This window comes from Paenibacillus sp. NPDC093718 (assembly GCF_050279985.1).
Taxonomy (GTDB): Bacteria; Bacillota; Bacilli; order Paenibacillales; family Paenibacillaceae; genus Paenibacillus_AQ.
Genome location: NZ_JBNNUS010000001.1, coordinates 381,072 through 405,954 on the forward strand (window position 1 = coordinate 381,072; position 24,883 = coordinate 405,954).

The window sequence follows — 24,883 nt, forward strand, 5'->3', positions numbered from 1 at the left end:
CCTTTCTCTTGTGGTTTAACAAGCCTCGCTACCGTTATTATGACAAGCCTGCCAGTTTCCTATGCACCTGTTCCCGAGAGGACTGAACGAAGACAGCACATCATCGCAGCACAAAGAGAGCTGTTCCTCAGAGGAACAGCTCATTGATATTCGGAATAGATTTAACGCTCATCCACGGATTTATCCATATATCCTGCCAAGCTCTACGCACGCCATGACCAACGCCCCAACACCATGGAGGTCATTCTCGCATTGCTGCCTTTCCACATAATGCTTATAATCGCCGACACCTGTACCGATACAGATCTTGGGCATGACCAGATGTCCCTGACCATCCACATATACGGATTGAGCCAGGCCGTTATATCCATGTCTAGCATGGGAGATCAAGGATGAATCCAGATAACCGAGTCGAATCCCTTTGGCCAAGGTATATATGAAGAGACTAGAGCTAGAGGTTTCCAGCCAATTGTCCTCACGGTCCCCTTTATCTAGAACTTGATACCACAGCCCGGTAAGCGGATCCTGATAACGAACCAGCGCCTCACTTAATTCACGGAGCACAACAGCCAGCTCTTCCCTCGCCGGATGATCCTCAGGCAGTAAATCAAGGAACTCCACAATCGACAGCGCATACCAGCCTAATGCGCGCCCCCAAAATTCCGGAGATTGCCCGCTAACCGGATCAGCCCAAGGCATCGTCCTGCTCTCGTCCCAGGCGTGATAAAATAACCCGGTTGCCTGATCCTTGGTATGGGAGCGCATCAGCCTCTCCTGGAACAGCACTTCATCAAATAAATGCGGTTTATTATACTGCTGGGCATATTTCATCGTGAACACGCCACCCATATACAAGCCGTCCAGCCACATCTGGTAAGGGTAGCGATCCTTATGCCAGTATCCTCCATCCGTGGTCCGATTTAAGGTAGATAACAGACGGAGCAGTTTATCCGCGGCAGCCCTGTACCGATGTTCGGGACATACAGCATCCAGCTCCATCAGGAGCAGGCCCGCTTGAACGGAATCCAGCTCCCCCCGCTCCAGCAGCAGATTCCCGTTGGAATCCACCAGATGATCGACATAACCCTTAACGTAATCCAAAAACTTTGATTCACCGCTAAATTTCCATAATTGAGACATTCCAACCAGAAATACACCCTGGTGGTAATGCCACCGTCCTGCGGGCGGCAGCTGCTCCGGCGAATACATTTCCATGATCGATTGGCAAGCCTTGGTGCCGAGCTCTAGGGGTGACAAGGTCAACTGTTCTTGCTGCTGAATGGGATTGGACATATAGGCTCCTCCTCTTTTTAAAAATCATGTTCCAACAGCTCACGCTATAAAATGACGCCATCCTTAAAAATGGATATTTCCCGGAAGCCATTGCGTTCATTTCTCGTCTGTTCAACGCCCGAGGCTAATTGGACGATACGATCCATGAGTTCCTCATGAAGCTCATCCATGGTTTTACCTTCCAGCAAAGCGCCTGCATTAAAATCAATCCAATGCTTTTTACGAGCGGCCAGTTCGGAATTGGTGGCGATTTTGACGGTGGGAACCGGACCACCAAACGGCGTCCCTCTCCCCGTCGTGAACAGCACGAGATGAGCCCCCGCTGCAGCCAGGGCCGTAACCGATACAAGGTCGTTGCCTGGCGCCTCGATCAGGTTTAACCCCGGCTTCGTTGATCTTACGCCGTAACGGAGTACATCTGATACGGTGGCGTTTCCCCCTTTTTGAGTACACCCCAGCGATTTCTCCTCCAGGGTTGTGATGCCGCCGTCTTTATTACCGGGAGAAGGATTTTCATAGATTTCCTGTCCGTGCGATACGAAATATTGCTTGAAATTGTTAATGAGCAACGTAATATCCTGGAACACCTGCTCATCGGCGGCCCGGTCCATCAGGATCGTTTCGGCTCCGAACATCTCCGGCACCTCTGTCAGAAGAGCAGTACCACCGTGAGCGGTGATGGTATCCGCAATACGGCCCGCCAGCGGATTGGCTGTAATGCCCGACAGACCGTCCGACCCGCCGCATTTCAGTCCGATCTTCAGCTTGGACAGAGGAACCGCAGTCCGTTTGAAAGTCTCGGCATATTCCACGAGCTCCGAGATGAGGGACAACCCCTCCTCCAATTCATCCTCCATGTCCTGAGCACGCATATATTGGATTCGTTTTCCGTCCTGCTCGCCAATCATTGCCTGCATTTGATCGATCTGGTTGTTCTCGCAGCCGAGCCCGATAATAAGCACGCCTGCCGCATTGCCATGCTGGGCCAGGGACGAGAGCAGACGCTGGGTATGGCTTAGATCATCTCCAAGCTGCGAGCAGCCGTAGGGATGCGGAAAGTGATAAACCCCATCAATGCCTCTCCCCTGGAACTGCTGGCCAGCCATGCGCGCTAACAGCTCGCAGGTTTTGTTAATGCAGCCGACGGTGTTGATGATCCAAATTTCGTTGCGGATCCCAACCTGACCGCTGGGTCTGATATACCCCTGGAACGTTGGGGACTCCATAACCGTCGGTGATTCCTGAGCCGCTGCTTCTGCACCAGGCTTATAATGATATTCCACTTCACCGGACAGTCCGGTTTTCAAATTGTGGGTATGGATCCATCTCCCCGGCAAAATGACTTCCTTCGCCAATCCGATCGAATAACCGAATTTCAAAACATGGCTGCCCGGCTCTATCAATCGAAGAGCTACCTTGTGACCTTTTGGCACATTCTCGGTTACCTCGATGGCATGCTCCTTCCCGTTCAGAAGCCCGATGGCATGTTCTCCTGCCGACAAAGGACGAAGCGCGATACCGACATCGTCCTTGTGATGAAGTATGACGATGTCGCTCATGCCTCGATCAGCTCCATTTCTTCGATATAACGGCTTACCGCTTCATGAAGATTGGATATCCGGTTCAAATCCTCGCCCCATAAAGCCTGATCGCCAAGAATGGATGCCACAAGCTGACGTATACTCCATTCCCCGTCTTCTACCTTTTGCCACGCTTGATAGAATGTCATCAGACTGTCCGGATCATCTCTTAACAGCATCCGTTCACCATCAAGACACGTTCCGTACCACTGCTCTTCTACTTGTTTGGCATGATACAGACGGATCAAAGAGGCCAATCCCCGAGTTATGAGGCTTGGGGGCGTATTGTGCGAACTGGCATATTCCTTTAAGCTTGGCAAAAGTCTCACCTTGAATTTGGAGATGCTGTTCATGGCAATATCCTGGAGCTTATGCCGAAGAAAAGGATTGCGGAATCGCTCCCACACCGTTTCTGCATAAGCCGTAACCTCTTCCGGCGGGAGAGGCACCAAGGGGACGATCTCTTGCAGCATTGCGCTGCGAATATCTTCTCCCCATTCCAAGCTCTCTGCGATTTCTCTTACTTCAGTGAAACCGTGAAGCATGCCGATGGAAGCCATCAGCGTATGCGTTCCATTCAAGATTCTTACTTTTCTTACCTGGTACGGGGTCAGATCGGGCACCCAGTTTACCTGAAGACCCGCCGACTGCAGGGGCAGCCTGGACTCCAAAGAGGGGTCGCCCTCAATAGCCCAGAAATAATAGGGCTCCGCCGTGTTCAACAATCGGTCTTCATAACCCCATTTGTCAAAATAGCGCTCGGCCTCTTCCGGATATCCGGTTACGATCCGGTCCACAAGCGAGTTCAGAAACAGGTTGCATTCCTCAATCCAGCTCCGAAAAGCCGACGAAAGTCCCCAATCCTCCGCATGCCGCAGCACAATCGATCGCAAGATATCCCCGTTTCGTTCCAGCAGCTCGCATGGGAGGATCAACAGGCCCTTGTCAGGCGAGCCTTCATAACGCTCATAACGCCGATATAAAAGCATGGTCAGCTTAGCGGGGAATGACATCGGCGTTTCCGACGGATTCCAGTCACTAAGCTGATATACGAGACCCGCTTCCGTTGTATTGGAGACTATGATCTCCAGGGAATCCAGCTCGGCCACACTCAAGAAATGCTCCCATTCCGCATAGGGGTCAATCATCTCCGAGAACACCGGGATCCATAACTCCTCCTCGATCTTCCGGCCATCCTGCAGGCCTCGGGTCAGCAAGCCGTAAATCCCTTCCTGCTCCCGAAGCTGCTCCAGCTTGCGTGCTCCCCCAGGTCTTGGCTGACTGACGGCTACGCTCCCTTGGAACAGACCCTGCCGGTTGCATTCATATATCATCCAGTCAAAGAACCCTCTTAGAAAATTGCCCTCGCCTATTTGCAGCACTTTAACGGGAAGGCTCAACATATCCAGGTCATGCCGCTGTTGTATTTGTAAAGAATCGCGTCCTACCAACCTCAATGCCCGGCCACGATCTGTCTTCGTATCCATTTCTTATCTCCCTTCCGTCCGGCCAAATCGAAAATAGCTCTCGGCGTTGTTGTAACAAATATCCTGGACGATTCCCCCGAGCCATGGAAGATCATTCGGTGCTTCTCCCCGTGTAACCCACTCTCCGAGGAGATTGCAAAGAATCCGCCGGAAATACTCATGACGGGTGTAAGACAAGAAACTTCTGGAGTCGGTCAGCATGCCGACAAATCGGCTTAATAATCCCATATTGCCGAGTTTGCTCATCTGGTCGACCATACCGTCTTTGGTATCGTTGAACCACCACGCAGAACCGAACTGAATTTTGCCCGGAATACCGTCGCCTTGAAAACTGCCGATAAGTGCTGCGAGAATATCGTTATCGCTTGGGTTAAGCGAATAAAGAATCGTTCGTGGAAGTGACCGCTCTTGATCGAGCCGATCCATCAGCTTTACAAGCGGTACCGCGATTGGACTATCGTGAATGGAATCATAACCGGTATCCGGACCCAATTGTCGGAACATCCGGGTGTTATTGTTACGCTGGGCGTTAATATGAAATTGCATGACCCAGCCGAGTCTTGCGTAGATTTGGCCCAGAAAAAGCAGCGTATACGTTTTGAATTGATCCTCTTCCTGACGGGAAACCCGCTCCCCATTAAGCGCTTTCAGGAAGATGTCAGCCGCTTGGGTCTCGGTAACCTCTTGATAGGGCACGTAATCCAGCGCATGATCGGATACCCGACCGCCAACCGAATGGAAAAACTCTGCCCGCTGCTCAAGTGCCTTCAGGAATGCCGAATACTCCGTAATCTCCATCCGGCTTCGGCCCGCCAACAATTTCACCCACGGAAGGAACGTCTCCCGGTTAATCTCCAGTCCCTTGTCCGGACGGAATGACGGAAGCATCTGAAAACCGGCATCGCCTTCCTCCGCCAGCTTGATGTGATATTCCAAGCTATCCGTCGGATCATCGGTCGTGCAGACCACCTTCACGCGGCTTGAAACGATCAATCCCCGTGTGGTCAAATCATTATCCTGCAGTCGCTTGTTTGCTGCTTCCCATATCTGCGGAGCATTCTGTTCATTAATGATATCCTGAATGCCGAATAGTCTTTGCAGCTCCAGATGAGACCAATGGAATAATGGATTGCCAATCGTCATCGGAACGGTGCGCGTCCAAGCCAAGAAGCGATCATAATCACTCACACCCGGGCCGCCCGTGATGTATGCCTCTTCTACTCCAGCGGCTCGCATGGCCCGCCATTTGTAGTGATCGCCGTTAATCCACGCTTCGGTCAAGTTCTCAAACCTGTGATTGTCAACGATCATCTGCGGACTCAGATGACAGTGGTAGTCGATGATTGGCATGTCTTTTGCATAATCATGGTATAAGGTGCGTGCAGTCTCGTTATTGAGCAAAAAATGTTCATCCATAAAAGGTCTCATGATAACACCGTCCATTTCTGTAGATTTACCTACTATGCTACAGCATCATCAGTTGGATTTCTTCACTTTTATTGCGAAATTGAAGACTCATTCAACATATCTTGCTTTGTTTTGCTTAATAGAAGTTGGTACAATATAACTGAAGTATTAGAATAAGCCTGATCATGAATGAATTGAAACGAAGCGGGGGCAGATTATGATATCCAGCAATACCCATACCGTAACCTACGGGGAAGAAGAAGGGGAATTTTACTACCATCGCATTCATCGCACAAAGCCCTTTGAACGAAATAACCATTATCACGGAACCTATGAAATCTACTATTTGGTTACAGGCGAGCGTCATTATTTTATAAAAGAAAAATTGTATACCATCCAGGCGGGAGACCTCATTCTCATCAATAAATTTGACGTTCATAAAACCTCGGGACAAGGCGATCCGGAGCATGAACGTATCGTCATTAATTTTAGCGATTCTTTTCTGGGAGGCCATCCCTTGCTGGCATCCGGATTGCTGAGCATGTTTAATCAGGATAGACCACTGCTGCGTTTAACCGTTCCAGAGCAAGCAATCATCATGCAAATTTTGAATAAAATGGCCGATGAAATCCGAGAAAGATCGGCTTCGTACGAGTATATGCTGCAGGTGCTGCTTACGGAGTTACTCATTAAAACCTCTCGGTTAACCCATTCCGCCTCGCTGCCTGCTCACACTTCCATGAATCCGCTCCATCAGAAAATCACGGACGTCGTTAAGTATATTCACGTCCATTATGCAGACAAAATCACGCTGCAGCTATTAGCCGAAACCTTCTACATCAGCCCGTTCTACCTGTCCCGGATATTCAAAGAAATTACGGGCTTTACGATCATTAATTATTTGAACCTCACCCGTATTCGCGAAGCGCAGCGCCTTCTAACGGATACGGACCTGAAAATCGTGGACATCGCCGAATCCATCGGCTTTGAAAGCCTGACGCATTTTGACCGAACCTTTAAGAAAATTATGAAACTGACGGCAAGCAAATACCGCAAAATGAATAGCACCACGTGAACCAACAAAAAAGGAAGCGATCAACCCAACAGTCTGGTTGTTCGCTTCCTTTGTTTGAAGTTGCGGGATCGGCTCCCTTAACTGATTCGATTCTGCTGTTGCTGATATTGCTCCATGGACATCAGCACTTCCCGCGGTTTGCTTCCCTCATAAGGTCCGATAACCCCGCGAGCCTCCATCGAATCGATGAGACGTGCTGCACGGGTATAACCTACGCGCATTCTCCGCTGCAGCAGCGATACGGACGCTTGCTTAGCTTCCAATACGATAGTCACCGCCTGCTCATACAGCTCATCCAATTCTTCTTCGTCTGCGCCGGCGGATTCCTCTATCTCAGGCACCAACGACTCGTCATACTCCGCCTGTCCTTGATCCCGGACAAAATCCACGATATTCTCGACCTCATGATCACTCATGAAAGCACCCTGGACCCGGATCGGCTTGGAGGAGCCCATCGGCATAAACAGCATATCCCCGCGGCCGAGCAGCTTCTCCGCCCCGGCCATATCCAGAATCGTTCGGGAATCGACCTGCGATGACACGCCAAAGGCAATGCGCGACGGAATGTTCGCTTTAATGACCCCGGTAATAACGTCGACTGACGGACGCTGCGTCGCGATGATCAAGTGGATCCCCGCAGCACGGGCCATCTGGGCCAGTCGCGTGATCGCGTCTTCCACATCGTTGGCTGCAACCATCATCAAATCGGCCAGCTCGTCCACGATAACAACGATATACGGCAACACTGCCGGCAAATTATCCTTCATCAGATTGTTGTAGCCCTCAATATTTCGCGTCCCGGATTTGGAGAACAGCTCATACCGCTTCTCCATCTCGACTACGATTTTCTTAAGTGCCAAGGATGCCCGCTTCGGATCGGTTACCACCGGTGCCATCAAATGCGGAATCCCGTTGTAAACATTGAGCTCGACCATCTTCGGATCGACCATCAGGAATTTAACCTCATCCGGCTTCGCTTTATACAGAATGCTGGTAATAATGCCGTTGATACATACGGATTTACCCGAACCCGTTGCACCTGCAACAAGAAGATGGGGCATCCGCGCCAAGTTACCGACAATGGTCTGGCCTGAAATATCACGGCCAAATGCAATCGAAAGCTTCGATTCCGCGTCCTGGAACGTCGGCGTCTCCATAACCTCTCTCATCGTAACTAGTGAAACTTCGTTGTTCGGCACTTCGATCCCGATGGCTGATTTGCCGGGAATCGGCGCTTCCATCCGGATATCCTTGGCCGCAAGCGCTAGTGCAATATCATCGGTCAGATTGACAATCCGGCTGACCTTAACCCCGATGTCCGGCTGAATTTCATAGCGGGTTACCGACGGCCCCCGAACAACCTCCAGCACCTTGGCCCGAACGCCGAAACTTTCCAGCGTCGCTTCCAGCTTGCGCGCTGTCTGCATATAATCGTTCTGGTCTCCACCCTTACCGCCGTTATTGGGTTTGGATAGCAGCCGGAATGGAGGCAGCTTGTACGGCTTGGGCGGGGGAGCCGGCGGCGCTGCCGGTGCTGTTCCCTCATGCCCTCCGTTATCCGTAGTAGCAGGTATAGCTCCACTCAACTCGCCATTTAAAGTTTCAAGGCTGCCAGCGATGGGCTCAGGACTCGCTGCGGTGTCCCCAGGAGATTCCTCTTGCAACGGAGGTATCACGGTTTCGTGATCATCGTACTCGTCATCCAGGCGCCCTTCTTGTTTCACTTGTTCGAAGAAATCGCGAATAATCGGCGATGAAGGCACGGATTCAGCTGCAGGAGAGATCACGTTCGCTTCTTCCTCAGGTTGAACCGGACTGTTGAACAGGACGACCTCCTCTTTCTCCTTAGCACCATGTCCGTTACCAACCGTAAATACCGGAGACGCCTCATCCGCAGCATCCCGGGCCTCTTCTACTGCTTCGTCCCGTTTGCTCCCTTTGGAACCGAACAGCTGGAAGAATTGCGGCGCTTTACGGCGCGGCAACCTCATGCCCTCCATATCATCCAGATCATCATCCTCATCCAAATCCTCCGGCAGCTGCATACGTTGTTCCTTCGCGCTTGATTTTGCTGCCGCTCTTGATTTGGTCTGCTGGCTGTTCACTTTTTTCTGAATCCGTTCTCCGGCCTTTACAACCCTCACGCGGAACATCCGCATTAAATCAACATAGGACAGGTTGGTGATCAGCATGAAGCTGATAACCAACATGACAATCACAATCAACTTCGCCCCTATGCTGCCAAACAACATTAACAGAAAGGCAAACTGCAGTGCTCCAATGTAACCGCCGCTGATGTCTCTGCCCATGACGGGATGATGTCCATCATCTGCCCCGGCATGAAGGAGCTCGCCTTGCAAATCACTATGTATCTGGCTCATCGCATTTGACGCATTCAATTGTCCAATCGGGGCCAGCTTCGACTCCAAACCTGCAATACTGCTCATTAAAGTGAGCGATAACACCAAGAGAAGGACACCGGTGCGTCTGCTGTTCCAGCGTTTGGGCCATTTCCGGTGAATCATCACCATTAACCCGTAATAAATGCCGATTAGGGGGATGATAAAATAATACTTGCCCAGCAGATATCCCGACATCTTGGACAGGGAACGCCCCACCGGTGCTTCTCCGGATAATGCAATGACCGAAAGTGTCATCAATACAATCCCATAAATTTCATACTTCAAAACGGCTGCAAAGGCTGCCTTCTTCTTTCTTTTCCGTTTTGCCAAAAGTGTCACCCCCGAATCCATATTATAGCATAATATTCGGTGGCGTACCTATGTTCTGTTTTCAGCCTTTAGCCTCATTTTCTACCGTCGGAATATAGCGAATCATTGCCCCGGGAGAATAGCGTGGATTCAAGTAATCTTGAAGACCGCAGTCGAGTAAACGGACAATTTTCGCCTGATCCTCTGCTATCGGTTCAACTTCCATCAGTATTCCTTCAACCCGAATTTCCCTGGACGTAACGGCTGCCGGCTCTCCTTGCAGCAGCCCGGTCGGATCCAAAGGCATGACGCTGTACCATATCATTGCGTTATCCCCCCAGGGCTTATCGTTTTACGTTCTGCAATCATACTGTTCAACCGGCTTAATGCCTGCCCGATTCCCCCCACTTCGTTCATGAGGCCATATTTGACGGCGTCTGTACCCGAAACCGCAGTACCGATATCCCTGTTCAATTCACCGGTTTTAAACATCAGATCCTTAAACTGTTCCTCTGTTATCCTCGAATGGCTCGTAACAAAACGCACAACCCGCTCCTGCATTTTCTCCATGTATTCAAAGGTTTGCGGCACGCCAATGACTAACCCGCTCATCCGGATCGGATGAATGGTCATCGTCGCGCTCTCCGCGATGATCGAGTGGTCTGCTGCTACAGCGATCGGGACGCCGATACTATGCCCGCCTCCAATGACTACCGTTACGGTCGGTTTGCTGAGCGATGCAATCATCTCGGCTATGGCAAGTCCGGCTTCCACGTCACCGCCAACGGTATTGAGAATGATCAAGAGTCCTTCGATCCGCGGGTTTTGTTCAGCTGCCACGAGCTGTGGAATCATATGCTCGTATTTGGTCGTTTTATTTTGCGGCGGCAGCACGATATGGCCCTCGATTTGTCCAATTATCGTCATGCAAAATACGTTCGATTCCCCGCCGGTCGGAAGTCCCGTCTGTCCCAGCTGCTGTATGGTTTCCGTAACGGCCGCTTTCTTGGCTTCCTCGGTGGGGATGACCTGAGGAGCCTCCGTCTCACCAGTCCATTCTCCTTTTCTGCTGCCGGTCATCCATTGATCGTTGTCCACTGCGCATCCCTGCCTTTATCTTAATGTCTAGCTGCTGCAACCAACACATAGCTAAACCTTAGTATGGCAAATGACGGGACTATTTTATGCTCATCCGATGCATTCAGCAAGAAGTCGTCATTGCAGAAACTACAAAAAACTCCTCCCGAAATGAATCAGGAGAAGTTTCAGGATCAACCTATAAAAAGCCCCTCTTTCGCGGGAACCGTCCAATTATTACCTGCGAAAAAGGGGCGACTGTGTGCCTGATTTATGTTGTTATCTTGTATCAGACTTCCATAATGATCGGCAAGATCATCGGTCTGCGACGTGTTTGTTCATACAAGAAGCGTCCCAAAGCGTCTTTTACGCTGGTCTTCAGTGACGCCCATTCGTTCACGTTTTCACTCATCAGCTTCTGAAGCGTGCTGGAAACGATACGGTTGGCTTCATCCAGAAGCCCTTCGGATTCCCGTACGTATACGAATCCACGCGAAATAATATCAGGACCGGATACGATGGAGCCGTTTTGCTTGCTCAAGGTAACGACAACGACCAGAATTCCGTCCTGGGACAGAAGCTTGCGATCGCGCAGTACGATGTTTCCTACGTCACCAACGCCAAGTCCGTCAATCAGAACATTGCCAGCGGTTACTTTGCCGGCTTTGCGGGCCGAGCCGCCTTGAATTTCCACAATTTCACCGATATCGGTAATAAAGATGTTATCGGGATCAACACCAACGGACTCTGCTAGCAGAGCGTGTCTGCGCTGCATCCGGTATTCGCCATGGACAGGGATGAAAAATTGCGGTTTCATCAAATTCAGCATCAGCTTGAGTTCTTCCTGGCTGCCGTGACCCGATACGTGGACACCCGAGTTGGATCCACTATAAATCACGTCTGCTCCAAGACGGAACAACTCATCAATCGTACGGCCGACATATTTTTCATTACCTGGAACCGGTGTCGCTGCAATGATAACCGTATCCCCTGGCAGAATATCCACCTTGCGGTGAGTGGAACGTGCCATGCGTGTGAGCGCTGACATCGGCTCTCCTTGACTGCCTGTACACAATACGACAACGCGGTCGGCCGCCATTTTGTTAACCTCTTCAGGTTCGATCAGCATGCCGTCCGGAATGTACAAGTATCCAAGCTCAGCGGCAATGGACACCACGTTAACCATGCTTCTTCCGATAACCGTTATTTTGCGCCCTGTGGATTCGGCTGCGTTGACAACCTGTTGAATGCGATGCACATTGGATGCAAACGTTGCAACAACCACCCGCTGCTCGGCCTTGCGGAAAATATCTTCCAGCACGATGCCCACGTTTTTCTCGGAAGGCGTGAAGCCTGGTCGCTCTGCGTTCGTACTATCTGACAGAAGAGCCAATACTCCCTTGCTTCCGATCTCAGCCATACGCTGCAGATCCGCATACTGATCATTTACCGGAGTATGGTCAAACTTAAAGTCTCCCGTATGCACAACATTGCCTTCCGGTGTTTCGATACAGATCCCTACGGAATCCGGAATACTGTGATTGGTCTTGAAGAAGGTCGCTTTCAGTGTGTTTCCGAGTTGTACTTCCGAATCCGCATGGATCAGAATCCGCTTCGTCTCACCAAGCAAATTCGCTTCTCTGAGCTTGTTTTCCACCAATCCGAGCGTCAATTTCGTTCCGTATACAGGAACATTCAAGTGTTTCAATACGTAAGGGAGGCCGCCGATATGGTCCTCGTGACCGTGAGTCAGCAAAATCCCTCTCACTTTGTCGCGATTCTCCGTTAAATAGCTAATATCAGGAATAACAATATCAATCCCAAGCATATCTTCTTCTGGGAACTTCAATCCCGCATCCACGACAACGATGTCATTGGCATATTGAATGACATACATGTTCTTCCCGATCTCACCGACGCCGCCCAAGGCAAAAATCGATAGTTTATCGTTGCTTATTTTCTTAGACAAATGTATCTAACCCTCCTATAGTTTTGGACGTCGTACCATTGTTATATTAAATTTCAAAAAAATACCGCACCCAGTCACTTGAATTCATTATACATGATGAAAAAGTGAAAACACAAGTCAACCACCTTCGTGAGCCATAGGATACCCAGAAAACTAAGGGTTTAAAACGAAGAAAGCCACTGCCTTCGACGAAGGCAGTGGCTTGAGTATGGTCGGTGGGCAGGTTACAAGGAAGACAGCATCTTACGGATAAATGCAGCCTCGCTCTCGCTAGGAGAAACGAGCGGCAGGCGAACGCCGCCGACCTGATAGCCCCGCTCAATCAAAGCGAATTTAACCGCCGCCGGGTTCGGAAGCGGGTCAGGACACTCAAACAGGCCCTTGAACAGCGGAAACAAGGATTGATGCAGCTTGGCAGCTTCCTTCACGTTTCCTTCCACATAGGCTTGGATCATATCCTTCATACGGGCACCGGCGATATGGCTGGCCACGCTTACGATTCCATAAGCACCAACGGCCAGAGCAGGCAGTGCCGCGGAATCGTCGCCGGAATATACGATGAACCCGTCCGGAGCCCCTGCGGCAATGCCCGTAACCTGGTCAATCGAAGCACATTCCTTGGTCGCAACGATGTTCGGTATTTCAGCCAGACGCAGGGTAGTGGCTGTGCTTAGGCTGACGCCCGTCCGTCCCGGTACGTTGTACAGCATAACAGGCAAGGAAGTTGCTTCAGCGATCGCCTTAAAGTGCTGGTAAAGCCCTTCCTGATTCGGCTTATTATAATACGGAGCGACAAGCAAAATACCGTCGACGCCGCAGCTTTCCGCTTTTTTCGTCAATTCTGCAGAATGTGCCGTATCGTTGCTGCCGGTACCTGCTATGATCTTGCTCCGTCCATCCGCCTGCTTCACTGCGAACTTAAACAATTCTAGCTTTTCGTCTTCGCGAAGCGTTGGCGATTCGCCCGTCGTCCCTGCAATGACCAGGGAGTCCGACTTCTGTTCCACAATCAGGTGCTCAATCAATCTCGCAGTCTCGTCCCAATTGATCTCGCCATTCTGATCAAATGGGGTTACCATAGCCGTAATCAATCTTCCGAAATCCACAATGATTCCTCCTTAAAGCTGTCCCAAACGGGCAAGCTTCCTTCGTAAGTAATCTTAATATATAGTATTTCCTATCAAACGTTTAACGAACAGATTCATCTCAGGCACTTATCGGTGAAGTTCGAATTTGTGATGCAAAGCGCGCAGCGCTTGAGCCATATCTTCCTTCTTCACTAGCACCCAGATCGTTGTGTTCGAATCTGCCGATTGCAGAATCGGAATATCGTGCTCGCTCAAGGATTCCACGATTTTGGCCATGATGCCCGGAACCCCGTTGATGCCGCCGCCAATGACGGACACCTTCGCACAGCCGGACAAGCTTTTTGGTTTCAAATCCAGGCTCTGCAGCACTTCAATCGCCTTCTCCGAATCGCTGTCAAACACCGTATAAAGGACTCCTGTAGGGGTAACATTAATAAAGTCCACGCTGATGGAATGTTCCGCCATCGATTTGAAAACCTTCAGTTGAAGACCTTCCGTGCGATCGCACTCCACTGAGATTTGCGTAATATTGCTTACATAAGCAACTCCCGTCACAAAGCGGTCCACGATACCGGATTGTATATCTCTGAAGCCTTCCGGCTGGGTAACCAGTGTTCCCTCATTATCCGAGAAGGTTGACCGCACTCTGACCGGAATTTGGGATTGCATGGCAATCTCAACTGCTCTAGGATGAATAACCTTCGCACCTTGATGAGCCATATTGCAAATCTCCGTATAGCTTACATAGCTGAGCGGCTTCGCATCCTCGACGATGCGGGGATCTGCCGTAAGGATGCCGTTGACATCCGTGTAGATATCAACCATTTCAGCGCGAAGCGCGGCTCCAAGCGCGGTAGCTGATGTATCGCTTCCGCCCCTCCCCAGCGTCGTAAAGTCACCCGAATCGGTCTGCCCTTGGAAACCGGTCACGATAACGACCTGATGAGACTCCAGCTCTTTCAAAACCCGTTCAGGTTTTACGTCCTTAATGCGTGCATTTCCGAAGTGATCGTCTGTAAGAAATCCGGCTTGGGCACCCGTCAGCACCGTCGCGGTTATCCCTTCATGCTGAAGCAGACTGCACAGCGTTGTAGCTGAGATAATCTCACCGCAGCAGAGCAGCAAATCCCGCTCTCTGTCTGGAAGCGCGTTCCCATTATGATCGATCCAGTCCAGAAGAGTGTCTGTTGCGTAAGGCTCCCCACGACGTCCCATTGCCGATACGACTACAACCAATTGGTAGTGATTAGCCAGTTCGCGCTGGATGTGCCCAATAACATGGGTTCTTGCTTGCGGTGATGATAATGAGGTGCCGCCGAATTTTTGAACTAAGATGCGCATAAAATATTCCTCCGTTTGTATATGCCCAGGAGACGTAAATTTCGGGCCGACCGACTGAAACGGCCGGCTACTAAGCCTGGCCGTTCCGTTTGTTGACGATGATTTCTGCGATTTGCACGGCATTCCATGCTGCACCCTTCAGAAGATTATCTGAAACGATCCACATGTTAAGTCCACGCTTATGTCCCAGATCGCGGCGAAGCCTTCCTACGAATACATCCGGTTTCCCCACGGCTTCCGTAGCAAGCGGATACGATTGTGCAGCTGGATCGTCAACCAGCGTAACACCGGGTGCATTCGACAGAAGTCGATGAACTTCTTCCAGATCATAGTCATTCTTGAATTCAACGTACACGGATTCCGAATGCCCGCTAACGACTGGAATACGAACACAGGTAGCCGTCACTTCGATGGATTCGTCGCCCATAATTTTTTTGGTCTCACGGACCATCTTCATTTCTTCCAAGGTATAACCATTCTCTGTAAATTTATCGATCTGCGGAATCGCGTTAAAGGCGATTTGATGCTTCACAGGCAGCGATCCAACAGGTAAAATATCAGGCTGCACCTTTTGGCCGTCAAGAATCTCTTTGCTCTGGCGCAGCAATTCATCAATGGCTTGATGTCCGGCGCCAGAAACGGCTTGATAGGTTGAAACGATAATTCGTGATATGCCGTATGCGTCATGAAGCGGCTTCAGCGCTGCTACCATCTGAATCGTTGAGCAATTCGGATTCGCAATAATACCGTTATGTTCATCAATCTTCTCGGGGTTAACCTCCGGCACGACCAGCACTTTATCCGGGTCCATCCGGAATGCGTTGGTGTTATCGATGCATACCGCTCCATGGCGTACCGCATGTGGCGCAAGTGCCTTACTCACATCGCCGCCCGCACTGAACAGCGCGATATCGATTCCTGCAAAACTGTCCGGGGTTGCTTCTTCCACAAGGATCGCTTGGCCTTTGAAGTTTAATGCTTTACCGGCAGATCTTGCAGAGGACAACAGCTTTAACTCAGCAATCGGAAAATGACGCGACTCCAACAGCTTGAGAATCTGTTGCCCGACTGCGCCGGTTGCTCCAACAACGGCCACATTATAAAGATGCTCGGTCATCTGGTTAAACTCCCCTTCATGATTGAAACCGCGGCTGTCGCACTTTTCTATGATGCCCTTGTTATTCAAAAGGCTATATCGCGGTTAATGCGAATATTCTACGATCATCGGCTGCAGCTGTTTCCCTTCCAGAGCCGCATAACACGCTTCCGGAATCAAATCCATTTTGGCGACAAGCGAATTAGGCTTCTGCTGCGGATTATCCTGTCCGTAAGGAACAAAATAAATGTTTTTCGTTACAAGCAGCTTAGCGATATTCGCCGCATTCAGCCCAAGGCCATCGTTCGTAGAAATCGCCAGAACCAGCGGTCTGCAATTTCTCATCTGCGCCTTGGCTGCCATTAAAACAGGGCTGTCAGTCATCGCATTGGCCAGCTTGCTGGTCGTGTTTCCCGTGCATGGGGCGATAACCAGAACGTCAAGAAGCTTGGATGGACCCAGCGGTTCCGCCTCCACAATTGTAGAAATAATATCATTCCCGGTTATATCTTTCAACTGTTTCTGCCAATTCTCCGATGTGCCGAATCGGGTATCGGTTGTCATGATGGTGCTGGACACAATCGGCACCACATTTGCTCCACCATCTTTGAACCGCTGGATCTGCGGCATCACTTCTTCAAGCGTGCAGTGCGATCCTGTCAGGGCATAACCCACTGTTATTCCATTCCAATTCATCTACGCATCCCCCCGAATCTTGATTTCTTCAGAAATCAGCTCCACCAGCGTGTTGGCCATAATGATGCCGGCTGTTTTTGGAGCCACGATTCCGGGTAGTCCGGGTGCGAGCATGGCTTTGATACCCCGTTTTTCAGCATAGCGAAAATCGCATCCGCCAGGTGCGGAGGCAAGGTCGATGATGACAGCCTCCCGAGGCATTTTCGAGATGATTTGTGCTGTGACTATCATAGTTGGAATCGTGTTAAAAAGCAAGTCAATATCCGACACATAAGAACTCAGATCCCTTACCAGGAAGGGCTTCCAGCCCATTTCCTCCGCTCTGGCATAGTGCTCCGATTTGCGTACGCCCATCCGAATTTTGGCACCCAGCCCTTGCAGGCTGCGAGCCATGGTGAACCCTGTCCGTCCCATGCCAAGCACCATGCTGGTTGATCCATGAATCGTAAAATCCGTGTTTTGGATCGCCATCATCAGCGCACCTTCCGCTGTCGGAATGGAATTATAGATGGCCACATCGTCCCTCTCCAAAATCTCTACCAGCTTGATCTTATATTTGTCACATAGCGAGCGTAAATAGGGTTTCGCCATGCCTGTATAGATCACTCCATGTCCGGGCATCGCTGCGATATGTTCCTCCTGCAGCCGCAATGGCCCTTCTGAGAACAGCGCGCTGACACGTCCCTCGTCATCACATCCCACGACAGGCAGGATCAGAGCATCGGCATTCGATAACAGCTCTGGCGTGAGCGGCTCGCGAGTCACTCCCTGAAAAGAATCCTGCAATTTCTCAAACCCGGCGATCATGACGGAGGCATCCATCTCAGCGCATTTTCGTATGACCTCAATTTGCCTTGCATCTCCTCCAACAAAGACGGTCCGGACTCCAGTCAGCATGGAAGGCCTCGCTCCTTTCTTCTAACCAATGTATAAACCATCTTATGCCGACGCCTATAGGGTGGTGAGCGCATTTCAATTAAACTACCGCCTTAACGCAATAAACACCGCTTTAAGGGCGAAGCCGGATCCGGATCCATTTTGCGTGAACACTCACGCAAAAAACACCGCCCGGCTAGGCCGGAGCGGTGTGCTTTGTAAAACGATGATGATGATACCGTTAACTGATCCATGATTGGGTTTATTTGCCGGTATGACCGAATCCGCCTGCACCCCGTACGGTGTCGGACAACTCGTCAACTTCCATGAATTCTACTGCCGGAACGGTTTTGAACACCATCTGGGCAATGCGCTCATTACGCTCAATCGCAAATGGCTCTTGTCCCAAATTCACCAGCAGCACCTTCACTTCCCCGCGATAATCGGCATCAATCGTACCTGGAGAATTCAGGCAGGTAATGCCATGTTTGTAAGCCAGTCCGCTGCGCGGGCGGATTTGAGCTTCAAGCTCGGCCGGCATGGCAATCGCAAAACCGGTCGGGATTAATTGGCGCTCGCCTGGATTCAAAACCACCGGCTCCGCAACTGCTGCGTGCAGGTCAAAGCCTGCCGCCAGCTCGGACATTTTCACGGGAAGTTTGACATCTTCATTACCTGGCAATCTATTGATTTGAACGTAGTGCAACAAATTCATTCCTCCTAAGTACATTCAGTGCTTTATCTGAAGTTCCGACCATCGCTAGTGCATATGGAGTCCCAAACATACGGTCAAGAACCGCGTCGACATCCTTCATCTCCACCTGTTCAATCCGCTTAATGATTTCATCCAGACTGAAATGACGGCCCAGCATCAATTCGTTCTTACCCAAGCGATTCATGCGGCTGCTCGTGCTCTCCAAGCTTAGAATGAGACTGCCCTTCAGTTGTTCCTTCCCTTTACGCAGCTCTTCCTCCGTCATCCCGTTCTGTGCCAGATCATGCAGCATTTCCGTCGTCAGCTCAAGGACTTCCTTTGTCTGCTTAGGCGCTGTACCTGCATAAATGGTGAACATCCCATTATCTGCGTGTGAACTATGATATGAATATACCGAGTATGCCAGTCCGCGCTTCTCCCGGATTTCCTGAAACAAGCGTGAACTCATGCCGCCGCCAATGGCGTTATTCAACAGGACCATTGCATACTGAAGCTCGTCTCCGATGGAGCAGCCGGGAAACGACATGCAGATATGATTCTGCTCTGTTTTCTTCTTACGGAACTGAACGCCGTCCAAAAAGGCGGGTACGGCCAGCGGCTGGGAAATGCCGTGATTGGAAAAGCCCCCAAAATGACGTTCCAATAATTCAATCACATCATCATTGATGTTGCCTGCCAGAGCGATTACCGTATTCTCAATGGTATAGTGTTTATCCATGTAAGCTCTCAGCGCTTGTGAATCCATCGATTCAAGCCGTTCCTTCGTACCCAGAATCGGATAAGCCAGTGGGTGATCGCCGTACGCCGATAACGACATCAGGTCATGCACCAGATCATCCGGTGTATCCTCATACATCGCGATCTCTTCCAGAATGACGTTCTTCTCCTTGGCTAACTCGCCCGCATCCAGCTTCGAGTTGAAGAACATGTCGGACAGTACGTCAACTGCAATCGGAAAATGCTCATCCAGCACCTTGGCGTAATAACACGTATATTCCTTAGACGTAAAAGCATTGACGTTGCCGCCGATGGCATCAAATTCCTCAGCAATGGCACGGGCGTCAAAACGCTCCGTCCCTTTGAACATCATGTGCTCTATAAAATGCGTAATCCCGTTGATATCCTCCGATTCATTGCGGGATCCGGTCTTCACCCAAATACCGAATGAAACCGAACGACTTGTCGGGATTTGCTCCATAACCACTCTTAGGCCGTTAGACAATTGTATTTTTTTCACGAGGGCCCCCCTAACTGTTCCATCCAGACTCACATTGGCTGATTACCAGCCTCATGCCATCCATTCATTCTATCAAACTTTACCATGCGGCTCAACTTCCTTTCGGCATGATTCGCTCAGGAGAAAGCGTCTGGCTTACGGTTCCTATTTCCAGCCCTTTGGCACGTATTCCGTCAATCATTCCCTTTAACGCCTGGGACGAGGAATCGGTGGGATGCATCAAAATCAGGAAACCCGGCTCCACCTTCGTGGAGATCTTCTGAACGACTGCATCTGGTGCAGGATGCTTCCAATCAACCGTATCGAGCGTCCATAGGACCGTCTTCAATCCCCTCGCCTTGGCGATGGATACGGTCTGTTGATTAAAATCGCCGGAAGGCGGTGCAAACCACTTATTTTCTACGCCCAGACTTTCTTTAAGCAGGTCCTGCGTCTTTGCGATTTCCAGCTCCGCCCGTTCCCTGCTGAGGCGGCTCATGTTCGGATGCGTATAGGCATGATTCTCCACCTCATGACCTCGTTTCAGAATTTCGCCGGCAAGCTCCGGGTTCTTCTTCAACCAGCTCCCATCCAGGAAAAAGGTCGTCTTCACTTTCTCCGCATCCAGCGTGTCCAGCATCGGCACCAGAAATTCATTCCCCCAGGCCACGTTAATCATCAGCGATACCATGGGCTTGTTGGGGTTGCCCCGATAGATTGGTTGATCTCCAAGATCATTAAGCGTTACTTTGGCCGGAATCTGCCGGTACACGTAAGGGATGGCTTCCCCGGCTTTTCGCTTTTTCGATGATGCTGCTTGGTATGTAGCCTCAATATCGATTTCGAGTCCATTATAACCGGGTATCGCTTTCCACACGGAGTCCACCCTGGCATCCACCGGCTCAATTCGTGACTTCGCCGCCGCGGCTTCGATTTGACTCAATAAATCCAGTTCTACTGCCCTCTCTGAACCGGTTACGAGCTGCGCCTCCGGTTTATTCTGCAGTCCCGAAACATATCCCCAGGCCCCGCTGAACACAGCAACAGCCGACACCATTGCGGCACCGGTTAGCAGCACGACCATCTTTTTTCCATTCATGGGCATATCCACCCTCCCCTTGAGAAGCTTTGTCCCATTTTATGTAGGTTCGGGAGGAAATATGTGCCGCAAAGTGATGCTTACGCCGTGAAGCCTTTTTAGGTGCATGTCCAAGGCCATACGAACCCCACGAGCCGTAATGATTAAAAAAAAGAGCCAGAATAATAGGTTCTGCCTCTTTTCCTTCTATCTATATGCTGTTAAACAAACAAAGCGCGGATTAAGACCCGCTCTTGTTTGTTTCTGCAGTCAAAACCGCTTTGCGAGACAGGTTAATCCGTCCTTGCTGGTCGATTTCGGTAACCTTCACGGTAATGACGTCACCGATTGCAACCACGTCCTCAACCTTCGCTACGCGCTCAGTCGAGAGCTGGGAGATATGAACAAGCCCGTCTTTGTTAGGAAGGATTTCAACGAATGCACCGAATTTCTCAATCCGTTTAACAGTACCTGTATAGATTTCGCCAACAGCTACCTCGCGCACAATGCCTTCGATAATCGAAAGAGCCTTCTTGTTCATCTCATCGTTGGAGGATGCAATAAACACGCGGCCGTCTTGCTCGATATCGATTTTCACGCCGGTTTCTTCGATGATTTTGTTGATGATCTTGCCGCCGGCACCAATCACGTCGCGAATTTTGTCCGGATTAATCTGCATCGTAATAATCTTAGGCGCATACTGGGACAACGTTTCTCTTGGCTTTTGAATGGCTTCTGCCATTTTTCCAAGGATATGCATCCGTCCTTCTTTTGCCTGCTGCAGTGCTTCCTGCAAAATCGCGCGGTCAATACCGTCGATTTTGATATCCATCTGAATGGCAGTAACCCCGTCAGGTGTCCCCGCAACCTTGAAGTCCATGTCGCCGAGATGGTCTTCCATCCCTTGAATATCGGTCAAGATGGAAACATGATCTCCGTCTTTAATCAAGCCCATCGCCACGCCGGCTACAGGTGCTTTGATCGGTACCCCTGCATCCATCATCGCAAGCGTGCTTGCACAAATACTCGCTTGGGAAGTCGAACCATTCGATTCAATAACTTCAGACACGAGGCGAATCGTGTACGGGAATTCCACTTCATTCGGAATGACCTTCGACAATGCACGTTCACCAAGTGCACCGTGACCAATTTCACGACGGCCTGGAGCGCGAAGCGGACGAGCTTCCCCTACGCTGAACGGCGGGAAGTTGTAATGGTGCATGAAACGCTTGGTCTCTTCCAGATCGATTCCATCGAGAATCTGTACATCACCAAGAGCACCTAGTGTACATACGCTAAGAGCCTGGGTTTGTCCACGCGTAAACAGACCGGAACCATGCGTTCTAGGCAGCAGGCTGGTATCGCAATCGATAGGGCGGATCTCAGACAGACCACGACCGTCCGGACGAACCTTGTCATGCGTGATCAAACGTCGAACTTCTTCCTTCACGATATCGTGAAGCACCTCTTTAACATCCTTCAACAACTCAGGAGTCTCGATATACTTCTCTTCAAATACGGTGTACGCTTCATCATTGATAGCGTCAATCGCATCCTGGCGAGCATGTTTCTCCTCAATGCGAACGGCTTCAACAAGACGAGCTTCGGCGAAATCGCGCACTTCACGATTCACCGTTTCATTGACCGCATGAAGTTTAACCGCCATTTTCTCTTTGCCGCAAGCGGCTACGAGTTCTTCGATCTTGGCTACGATTTTCTTGATTTCCTCATGCCCGAACATGATTGCTTCCAGCATGACTTCCTCAGGAACTTCGTTCGCTTCGGCTTCAACCATCATGATCGCATCTTTGGTGCCGGCGACGACCAGATAGATATCACTTGCTTCCTGCTCGGCAATATTCGGGTTCACCACGAATTTGCCATCAACGCGACCAACCGCTACGCCGCCGATCGGGCCGTTAAAAGGCACATCCGAAATGCTCAAGGCAGCGGAAGTACCGATCATTGCCGCGATTTCCGGCTCGCAATCCTGATCTACGCTCATCACGAGATTCAGAACCTGTACATCGTTACGGAAGCCTTCAGGGAACAACGGACGAATCGGACGGTCTGTCAGACGGCTGGCAAGAATTGCTTTCTCGCTTGGTCTGCCTTCGCGTTTGATGAATCCACCCGGAATTTTACCGACTGCGTACAGACGCTCCTCATAGTTGACCGTCAATGGAAAGAAATCCAAATCCTTCGGTTCACTGGAAGCTGTCACTGTACACAGGACTGCCGTTTCGCCGTAACGAACCATCACAGCCGCATTTGCCTGCTTCGCAAGGCGCCCTGTTTCGAACACGAGGGGTCTTCCGCCAAGCTGCATTTCAACACGTGTTTCCATGTAATCCCTCCTCATGGGGATAAATTTTTTTTGAAATCTTCTTCTACCATCAGCATGTCTTTTGAAAACACTGTCCACATTTCCTAACCAGAGCCATCCAAACGGTCGAAATCGCAAACCTATGTACAGGAACAACCCGAACCGTATAGAACATTCTCCGTATAGATTGCCCCTGGTTATACCATTAAGCGAAATTTAGCGAACAGACCACGCCTACAATCTATAAAGAATCTATATTAAGATAACCCCACAAAGTGGAGTTTAGGCTATGAAGCGTACGCAGTACTTTGTGGGGAAGCTCGAAAACGGTAAATTGTACAATACTTAGAAAAGAGCCCGGCTGTGCCGCTGTCGTTCCAAGAAGGACAGTGGACAACCAGGCTGTTTTCGGCACATCTTATGGATGATTAGCGACGCAATCCAAGCTTCTCGATCAAAGCACTGTAACGTTTAACATCCTTGTTTTTCAAGTATGCAAGCAACTTACGGCGTTGGCCGACCATTTTCAACAATCCACGACGGGAATGATGATCCTTCTTGTGAGTACGCAAGTGGTCAGTCAAGTTCGTAATGTTTTCCGTTAGGATAGCGATTTGCACCTCTGGAGATCCTGTATCGGACTCATGAGTTTTGTGCTCGTCAATCAGTTGTTGTTTACGTTCTTGAGTTAATGCCATCCTGTTCACCTCCCTCATTATAATCGCCATTGGCCCAGGTACCGACGGTGAGATCGAACATCCAAGCCAAGGTTAAAATCGCCCAATCTTCAGGCGACCTCTAAGAGTATAGCATACTTTACCTGAAAAAGAAAATCCGTTTGCGAACAATTTGTCCCAACCCGTTTATTCACTGACTTTCAATATTTTGCGGGCCTCGACGGCATCTCGCTGAATCCATTCCACAAGCTCCTGAACCGATTCGAATTTATGCTCCTTGCGGATATATTGAACGATATCCACCGTCATGATCTGGTCATACAGATCCCCTTCAAAATCGAACAGATGGACCTCGAAGATCGGTTCTGTAATCCCTTCGTGGAACGTCGGCTTCACGCCGATGTTCATGACGCCCGGAATCCAGTCGTGATGCTTATCCGTGCGGGCACGGACGGCATAGACGCCTAATGCAGGTGCCACGAACGGATCCGTCAATTCCAGGTTCGCAGTAGGAAAACCGATCTTTCTTCCCCGCTTCTCCCCATGAATAACCGTGCCGCGGATATGGTAATTCCGTCCGAGCCAGCGGTTTGCATCCGACAGCTGTCCTGTTTTCAAGGCAATCCGTATGGATGAACTTCCTACCTTCTCGCCATCGACCAGGAACGGTGGAACCGTAACAACAGACATCCTGCCTTCGCCGAGTTCCTGAAGTTTGACCGCGTCACCGGCGCCCTTATGGCCGAACCGGAAATCAAATCCGACAACCGCCGTTTGCAGATTCAAGGGAAACAGCATTTCTTCAACAAACGTTTCCGGACTCACCTGGGAGAACTCCTTATTGAACTCGACAACGTACAAAATATCGATACCCATTGTCTCAAGCAGCTGCTGCTTGTCAGGCTGAGGTGTTAGATATCCCTCATAACTCCCTTTACCAATGACGTCTTTCGGATGAGGATAAAAGGTAATGAGTGCAGCCGGCACTCCATTCTCCCGCGCAATATTAACAGCCGTCGAAAGCACACTGGCATGTCCCAGGTGAAGACCGTCAAACTGGCCGATTGCAGCTACCTTCGGCTCGGCAGCTTCTCGTACAATATCAGAAGATACAGGATAGGATAAAGAAACAACCCTCATGCTTACTCACCTCCACTCACTAAATCCAGTCGTGC

20 protein-coding genes are annotated in these 24,883 nt (G+C 50.3%); 1 reads left to right on the forward strand and 19 read right to left on the reverse strand.

Translation table 11 applies throughout. The annotated features are described in order from the left end of the window. Nucleotides 1-180 precede the first annotated feature (180 nt). From ACQKPA_RS01850 to uxaC, 4 genes are read right to left on the reverse strand one after another with little or no spacing between them, the layout of a single operon-like run. Entirely contained in the window at nucleotides 181-1,293 is a 1,113-nt protein-coding gene (locus ACQKPA_RS01850) for a glycoside hydrolase family 88/105 protein (RefSeq protein WP_427488911.1), read from the reverse strand. A gap of 44 nt (nucleotides 1,294-1,337) precedes the next feature. After that, the gene (locus tag ACQKPA_RS01855) at nucleotides 1,338-2,852 is read right to left on the reverse strand and encodes a UxaA family hydrolase (protein ID WP_427488913.1); all 1,515 of its coding nucleotides are present in this window, start codon (nucleotides 2,850-2,852) and stop codon (nucleotides 1,338-1,340) included. After that, a complete protein-coding gene (locus ACQKPA_RS01860) occupies nucleotides 2,849-4,360 on the reverse strand; it encodes a tagaturonate reductase (protein WP_427488915.1) in 1,512 nt (503 codons plus the stop codon). The genes ACQKPA_RS01855 and ACQKPA_RS01860 overlap by 4 nt, the downstream gene beginning before the upstream one ends. 3 nt (nucleotides 4,361-4,363) lie before the next feature. Next, on the reverse strand, nucleotides 4,364-5,788 hold the full coding sequence (gene uxaC / locus ACQKPA_RS01865; RefSeq protein ID WP_427488917.1) for a glucuronate isomerase: 1,425 nt from the start codon (nucleotides 5,786-5,788) through the stop codon (nucleotides 4,364-4,366). A gap of 196 nt (nucleotides 5,789-5,984) precedes the next feature. On the opposite strand from uxaC, the gene ACQKPA_RS01870 reads away from it, so the two are divergent. Then, nucleotides 5,985-6,842 (forward strand): AraC family transcriptional regulator, encoded by an 858-nt coding sequence (locus ACQKPA_RS01870; protein WP_427488919.1) that lies wholly within the window; start codon nucleotides 5,985-5,987, stop codon nucleotides 6,840-6,842. Nucleotides 6,843-6,919: 77 nt separating this feature from the next. On the opposite strand, the gene ACQKPA_RS01875 is transcribed toward ACQKPA_RS01870, so the two are convergent. From ACQKPA_RS01875 to ACQKPA_RS01945, 15 genes are all read right to left on the reverse strand, one after another. After that, the gene (locus ACQKPA_RS01875; RefSeq protein WP_427488921.1) at nucleotides 6,920-9,574 is read right to left on the reverse strand and encodes a DNA translocase FtsK 4TM domain-containing protein; all 2,655 of its coding nucleotides are present in this window, start codon (nucleotides 9,572-9,574) and stop codon (nucleotides 6,920-6,922) included. Between the two features lie 61 nt (nucleotides 9,575-9,635). Further along, nucleotides 9,636-9,878, reverse strand: a complete 243-nt coding sequence (locus ACQKPA_RS01880; RefSeq protein ID WP_427488923.1) for a YlzJ-like family protein — start codon at nucleotides 9,876-9,878, stop codon at nucleotides 9,636-9,638. Next, nucleotides 9,875-10,633 carry a ClpP family protease gene (locus tag ACQKPA_RS01885; protein WP_397376667.1) on the reverse strand — a complete coding sequence of 253 codons (759 nt, stop codon included), beginning with the start codon at nucleotides 10,631-10,633 and terminating at the stop codon, nucleotides 9,875-9,877. The genes ACQKPA_RS01880 and ACQKPA_RS01885 overlap by 4 nt, the downstream gene beginning before the upstream one ends. 286 nt (nucleotides 10,634-10,919) lie before the next feature. Then, nucleotides 10,920-12,599, reverse strand: coding sequence for a ribonuclease J (locus tag ACQKPA_RS01890; protein ID WP_071220133.1), 1,680 nt, complete (start codon nucleotides 12,597-12,599; stop codon nucleotides 10,920-10,922). A 224-nt stretch (nucleotides 12,600-12,823) separates the two neighbouring features. Then, nucleotides 12,824-13,705: a 4-hydroxy-tetrahydrodipicolinate synthase gene (dapA, locus tag ACQKPA_RS01895; RefSeq protein WP_427488925.1), complete on the reverse strand. Its 882-nt coding sequence runs from the start codon at nucleotides 13,703-13,705 to the stop codon at nucleotides 12,824-12,826. Nucleotides 13,706-13,813: 108 nt separating this feature from the next. Next, entirely contained in the window at nucleotides 13,814-15,028 is a 1,215-nt protein-coding gene (gene dapG, locus ACQKPA_RS01900) for an aspartate kinase (protein ID WP_427488927.1), read from the reverse strand. 70 nt (nucleotides 15,029-15,098) lie between these two features. Then, nucleotides 15,099-16,145 (reverse strand): aspartate-semialdehyde dehydrogenase, encoded by a 1,047-nt coding sequence (locus ACQKPA_RS01905; protein ID WP_427488929.1) that lies wholly within the window; start codon nucleotides 16,143-16,145, stop codon nucleotides 15,099-15,101. A gap of 84 nt (nucleotides 16,146-16,229) precedes the next feature. Next, complete coding sequence (locus ACQKPA_RS01910; protein WP_071220129.1) at nucleotides 16,230-16,820, reverse strand: dipicolinate synthase subunit B; 591 nt, start codon at nucleotides 16,818-16,820, stop codon at nucleotides 16,230-16,232. Continuing rightward, the gene (gene dpsA, locus ACQKPA_RS01915; RefSeq protein ID WP_098746977.1) at nucleotides 16,821-17,717 is read right to left on the reverse strand and encodes a dipicolinate synthase subunit DpsA; all 897 of its coding nucleotides are present in this window, start codon (nucleotides 17,715-17,717) and stop codon (nucleotides 16,821-16,823) included. Nucleotides 17,718-17,958: 241 nt separating this feature from the next. Beyond that, nucleotides 17,959-18,405, reverse strand: coding sequence for a dUTP diphosphatase (gene dut, locus ACQKPA_RS01920; RefSeq protein WP_181469793.1), 447 nt, complete (start codon nucleotides 18,403-18,405; stop codon nucleotides 17,959-17,961). Next, complete coding sequence (locus tag ACQKPA_RS01925) at nucleotides 18,380-19,648, reverse strand: M16 family metallopeptidase (RefSeq protein WP_427488932.1); 1,269 nt, start codon at nucleotides 19,646-19,648, stop codon at nucleotides 18,380-18,382. Before ACQKPA_RS01925 ends, dut begins: the two co-directional genes overlap by 26 nt. Nucleotides 19,649-19,739: 91 nt before the next feature. Then, entirely contained in the window at nucleotides 19,740-20,732 is a 993-nt protein-coding gene (locus tag ACQKPA_RS01930; protein ID WP_427488934.1) for a polysaccharide deacetylase family protein, read from the reverse strand. Nucleotides 20,733-20,946: 214 nt separating this feature from the next. Next, a complete protein-coding gene (gene pnp / locus ACQKPA_RS01935) occupies nucleotides 20,947-23,052 on the reverse strand; it encodes a polyribonucleotide nucleotidyltransferase (protein ID WP_113058664.1) in 2,106 nt (701 codons plus the stop codon). A 407-nt stretch (nucleotides 23,053-23,459) separates the two neighbouring features. Next, entirely contained in the window at nucleotides 23,460-23,729 is a 270-nt protein-coding gene (gene rpsO / locus ACQKPA_RS01940) for a 30S ribosomal protein S15 (RefSeq protein ID WP_006211281.1), read from the reverse strand. Between the two features lie 165 nt (nucleotides 23,730-23,894). Further along, the gene (locus ACQKPA_RS01945) at nucleotides 23,895-24,848 is read right to left on the reverse strand and encodes a bifunctional riboflavin kinase/FAD synthetase (protein ID WP_427488937.1); all 954 of its coding nucleotides are present in this window, start codon (nucleotides 24,846-24,848) and stop codon (nucleotides 23,895-23,897) included. Nucleotides 24,849-24,883: the final 35 nt, after the last annotated feature.

Excerpts from the sequence above, each read along its gene's own strand:
- ACQKPA_RS01860 (WP_427488915.1), bottom strand. The coding sequence starts at position 4,360 with ATGGATACGAAGACAGATCGTGGCCGGGCATTGAGGTTGGTAGGACGC.
- uxaC (WP_427488917.1), bottom strand. The coding sequence starts at position 5,788 with ATGAGACCTTTTATGGATGAACATTTTTTGCTCAATAACGAGACTGCA.
- ACQKPA_RS01885 (WP_397376667.1), bottom strand. The coding sequence starts at position 10,633 with ATGACCGGCAGCAGAAAAGGAGAATGGACTGGTGAGACGGAGGCTCCT.
- ACQKPA_RS01855 (WP_427488913.1), bottom strand. The coding sequence starts at position 2,852 with ATGAGCGACATCGTCATACTTCATCACAAGGACGATGTCGGTATCGCG.
- ACQKPA_RS01945 (WP_427488937.1), bottom strand. The coding sequence starts at position 24,848 with ATGAGGGTTGTTTCTTTATCCTATCCTGTATCTTCTGATATTGTACGA.
- dpsA (WP_098746977.1), bottom strand. The coding sequence starts at position 17,717 with ATGCTGACTGGAGTCCGGACCGTCTTTGTTGGAGGAGATGCAAGGCAA.
- ACQKPA_RS01910 (WP_071220129.1), bottom strand. The coding sequence starts at position 16,820 with ATGAATTGGAATGGAATAACAGTGGGTTATGCCCTGACAGGATCGCAC.
- dapG (WP_427488927.1), bottom strand. The coding sequence starts at position 15,028 with ATGCGCATCTTAGTTCAAAAATTCGGCGGCACCTCATTATCATCACCG.
- ACQKPA_RS01930 (WP_427488934.1), bottom strand. The coding sequence starts at position 20,732 with ATGCCCATGAATGGAAAAAAGATGGTCGTGCTGCTAACCGGTGCCGCA.
- rpsO (WP_006211281.1), bottom strand. The coding sequence starts at position 23,729 with ATGGCATTAACTCAAGAACGTAAACAACAACTGATTGACGAGCACAAA.
- ACQKPA_RS01905 (WP_427488929.1), bottom strand. The coding sequence starts at position 16,145 with ATGACCGAGCATCTTTATAATGTGGCCGTTGTTGGAGCAACCGGCGCA.
- ACQKPA_RS01880 (WP_427488923.1), bottom strand. The coding sequence starts at position 9,878 with ATGATATGGTACAGCGTCATGCCTTTGGATCCGACCGGGCTGCTGCAA.
- ACQKPA_RS01850 (WP_427488911.1), bottom strand. The coding sequence starts at position 1,293 with ATGTCCAATCCCATTCAGCAGCAAGAACAGTTGACCTTGTCACCCCTA.
- ACQKPA_RS01870 (WP_427488919.1), top strand. The coding sequence starts at position 5,985 with ATGATATCCAGCAATACCCATACCGTAACCTACGGGGAAGAAGAAGGG.
- pnp (WP_113058664.1), bottom strand. The coding sequence starts at position 23,052 with ATGGAAACACGTGTTGAAATGCAGCTTGGCGGAAGACCCCTCGTGTTC.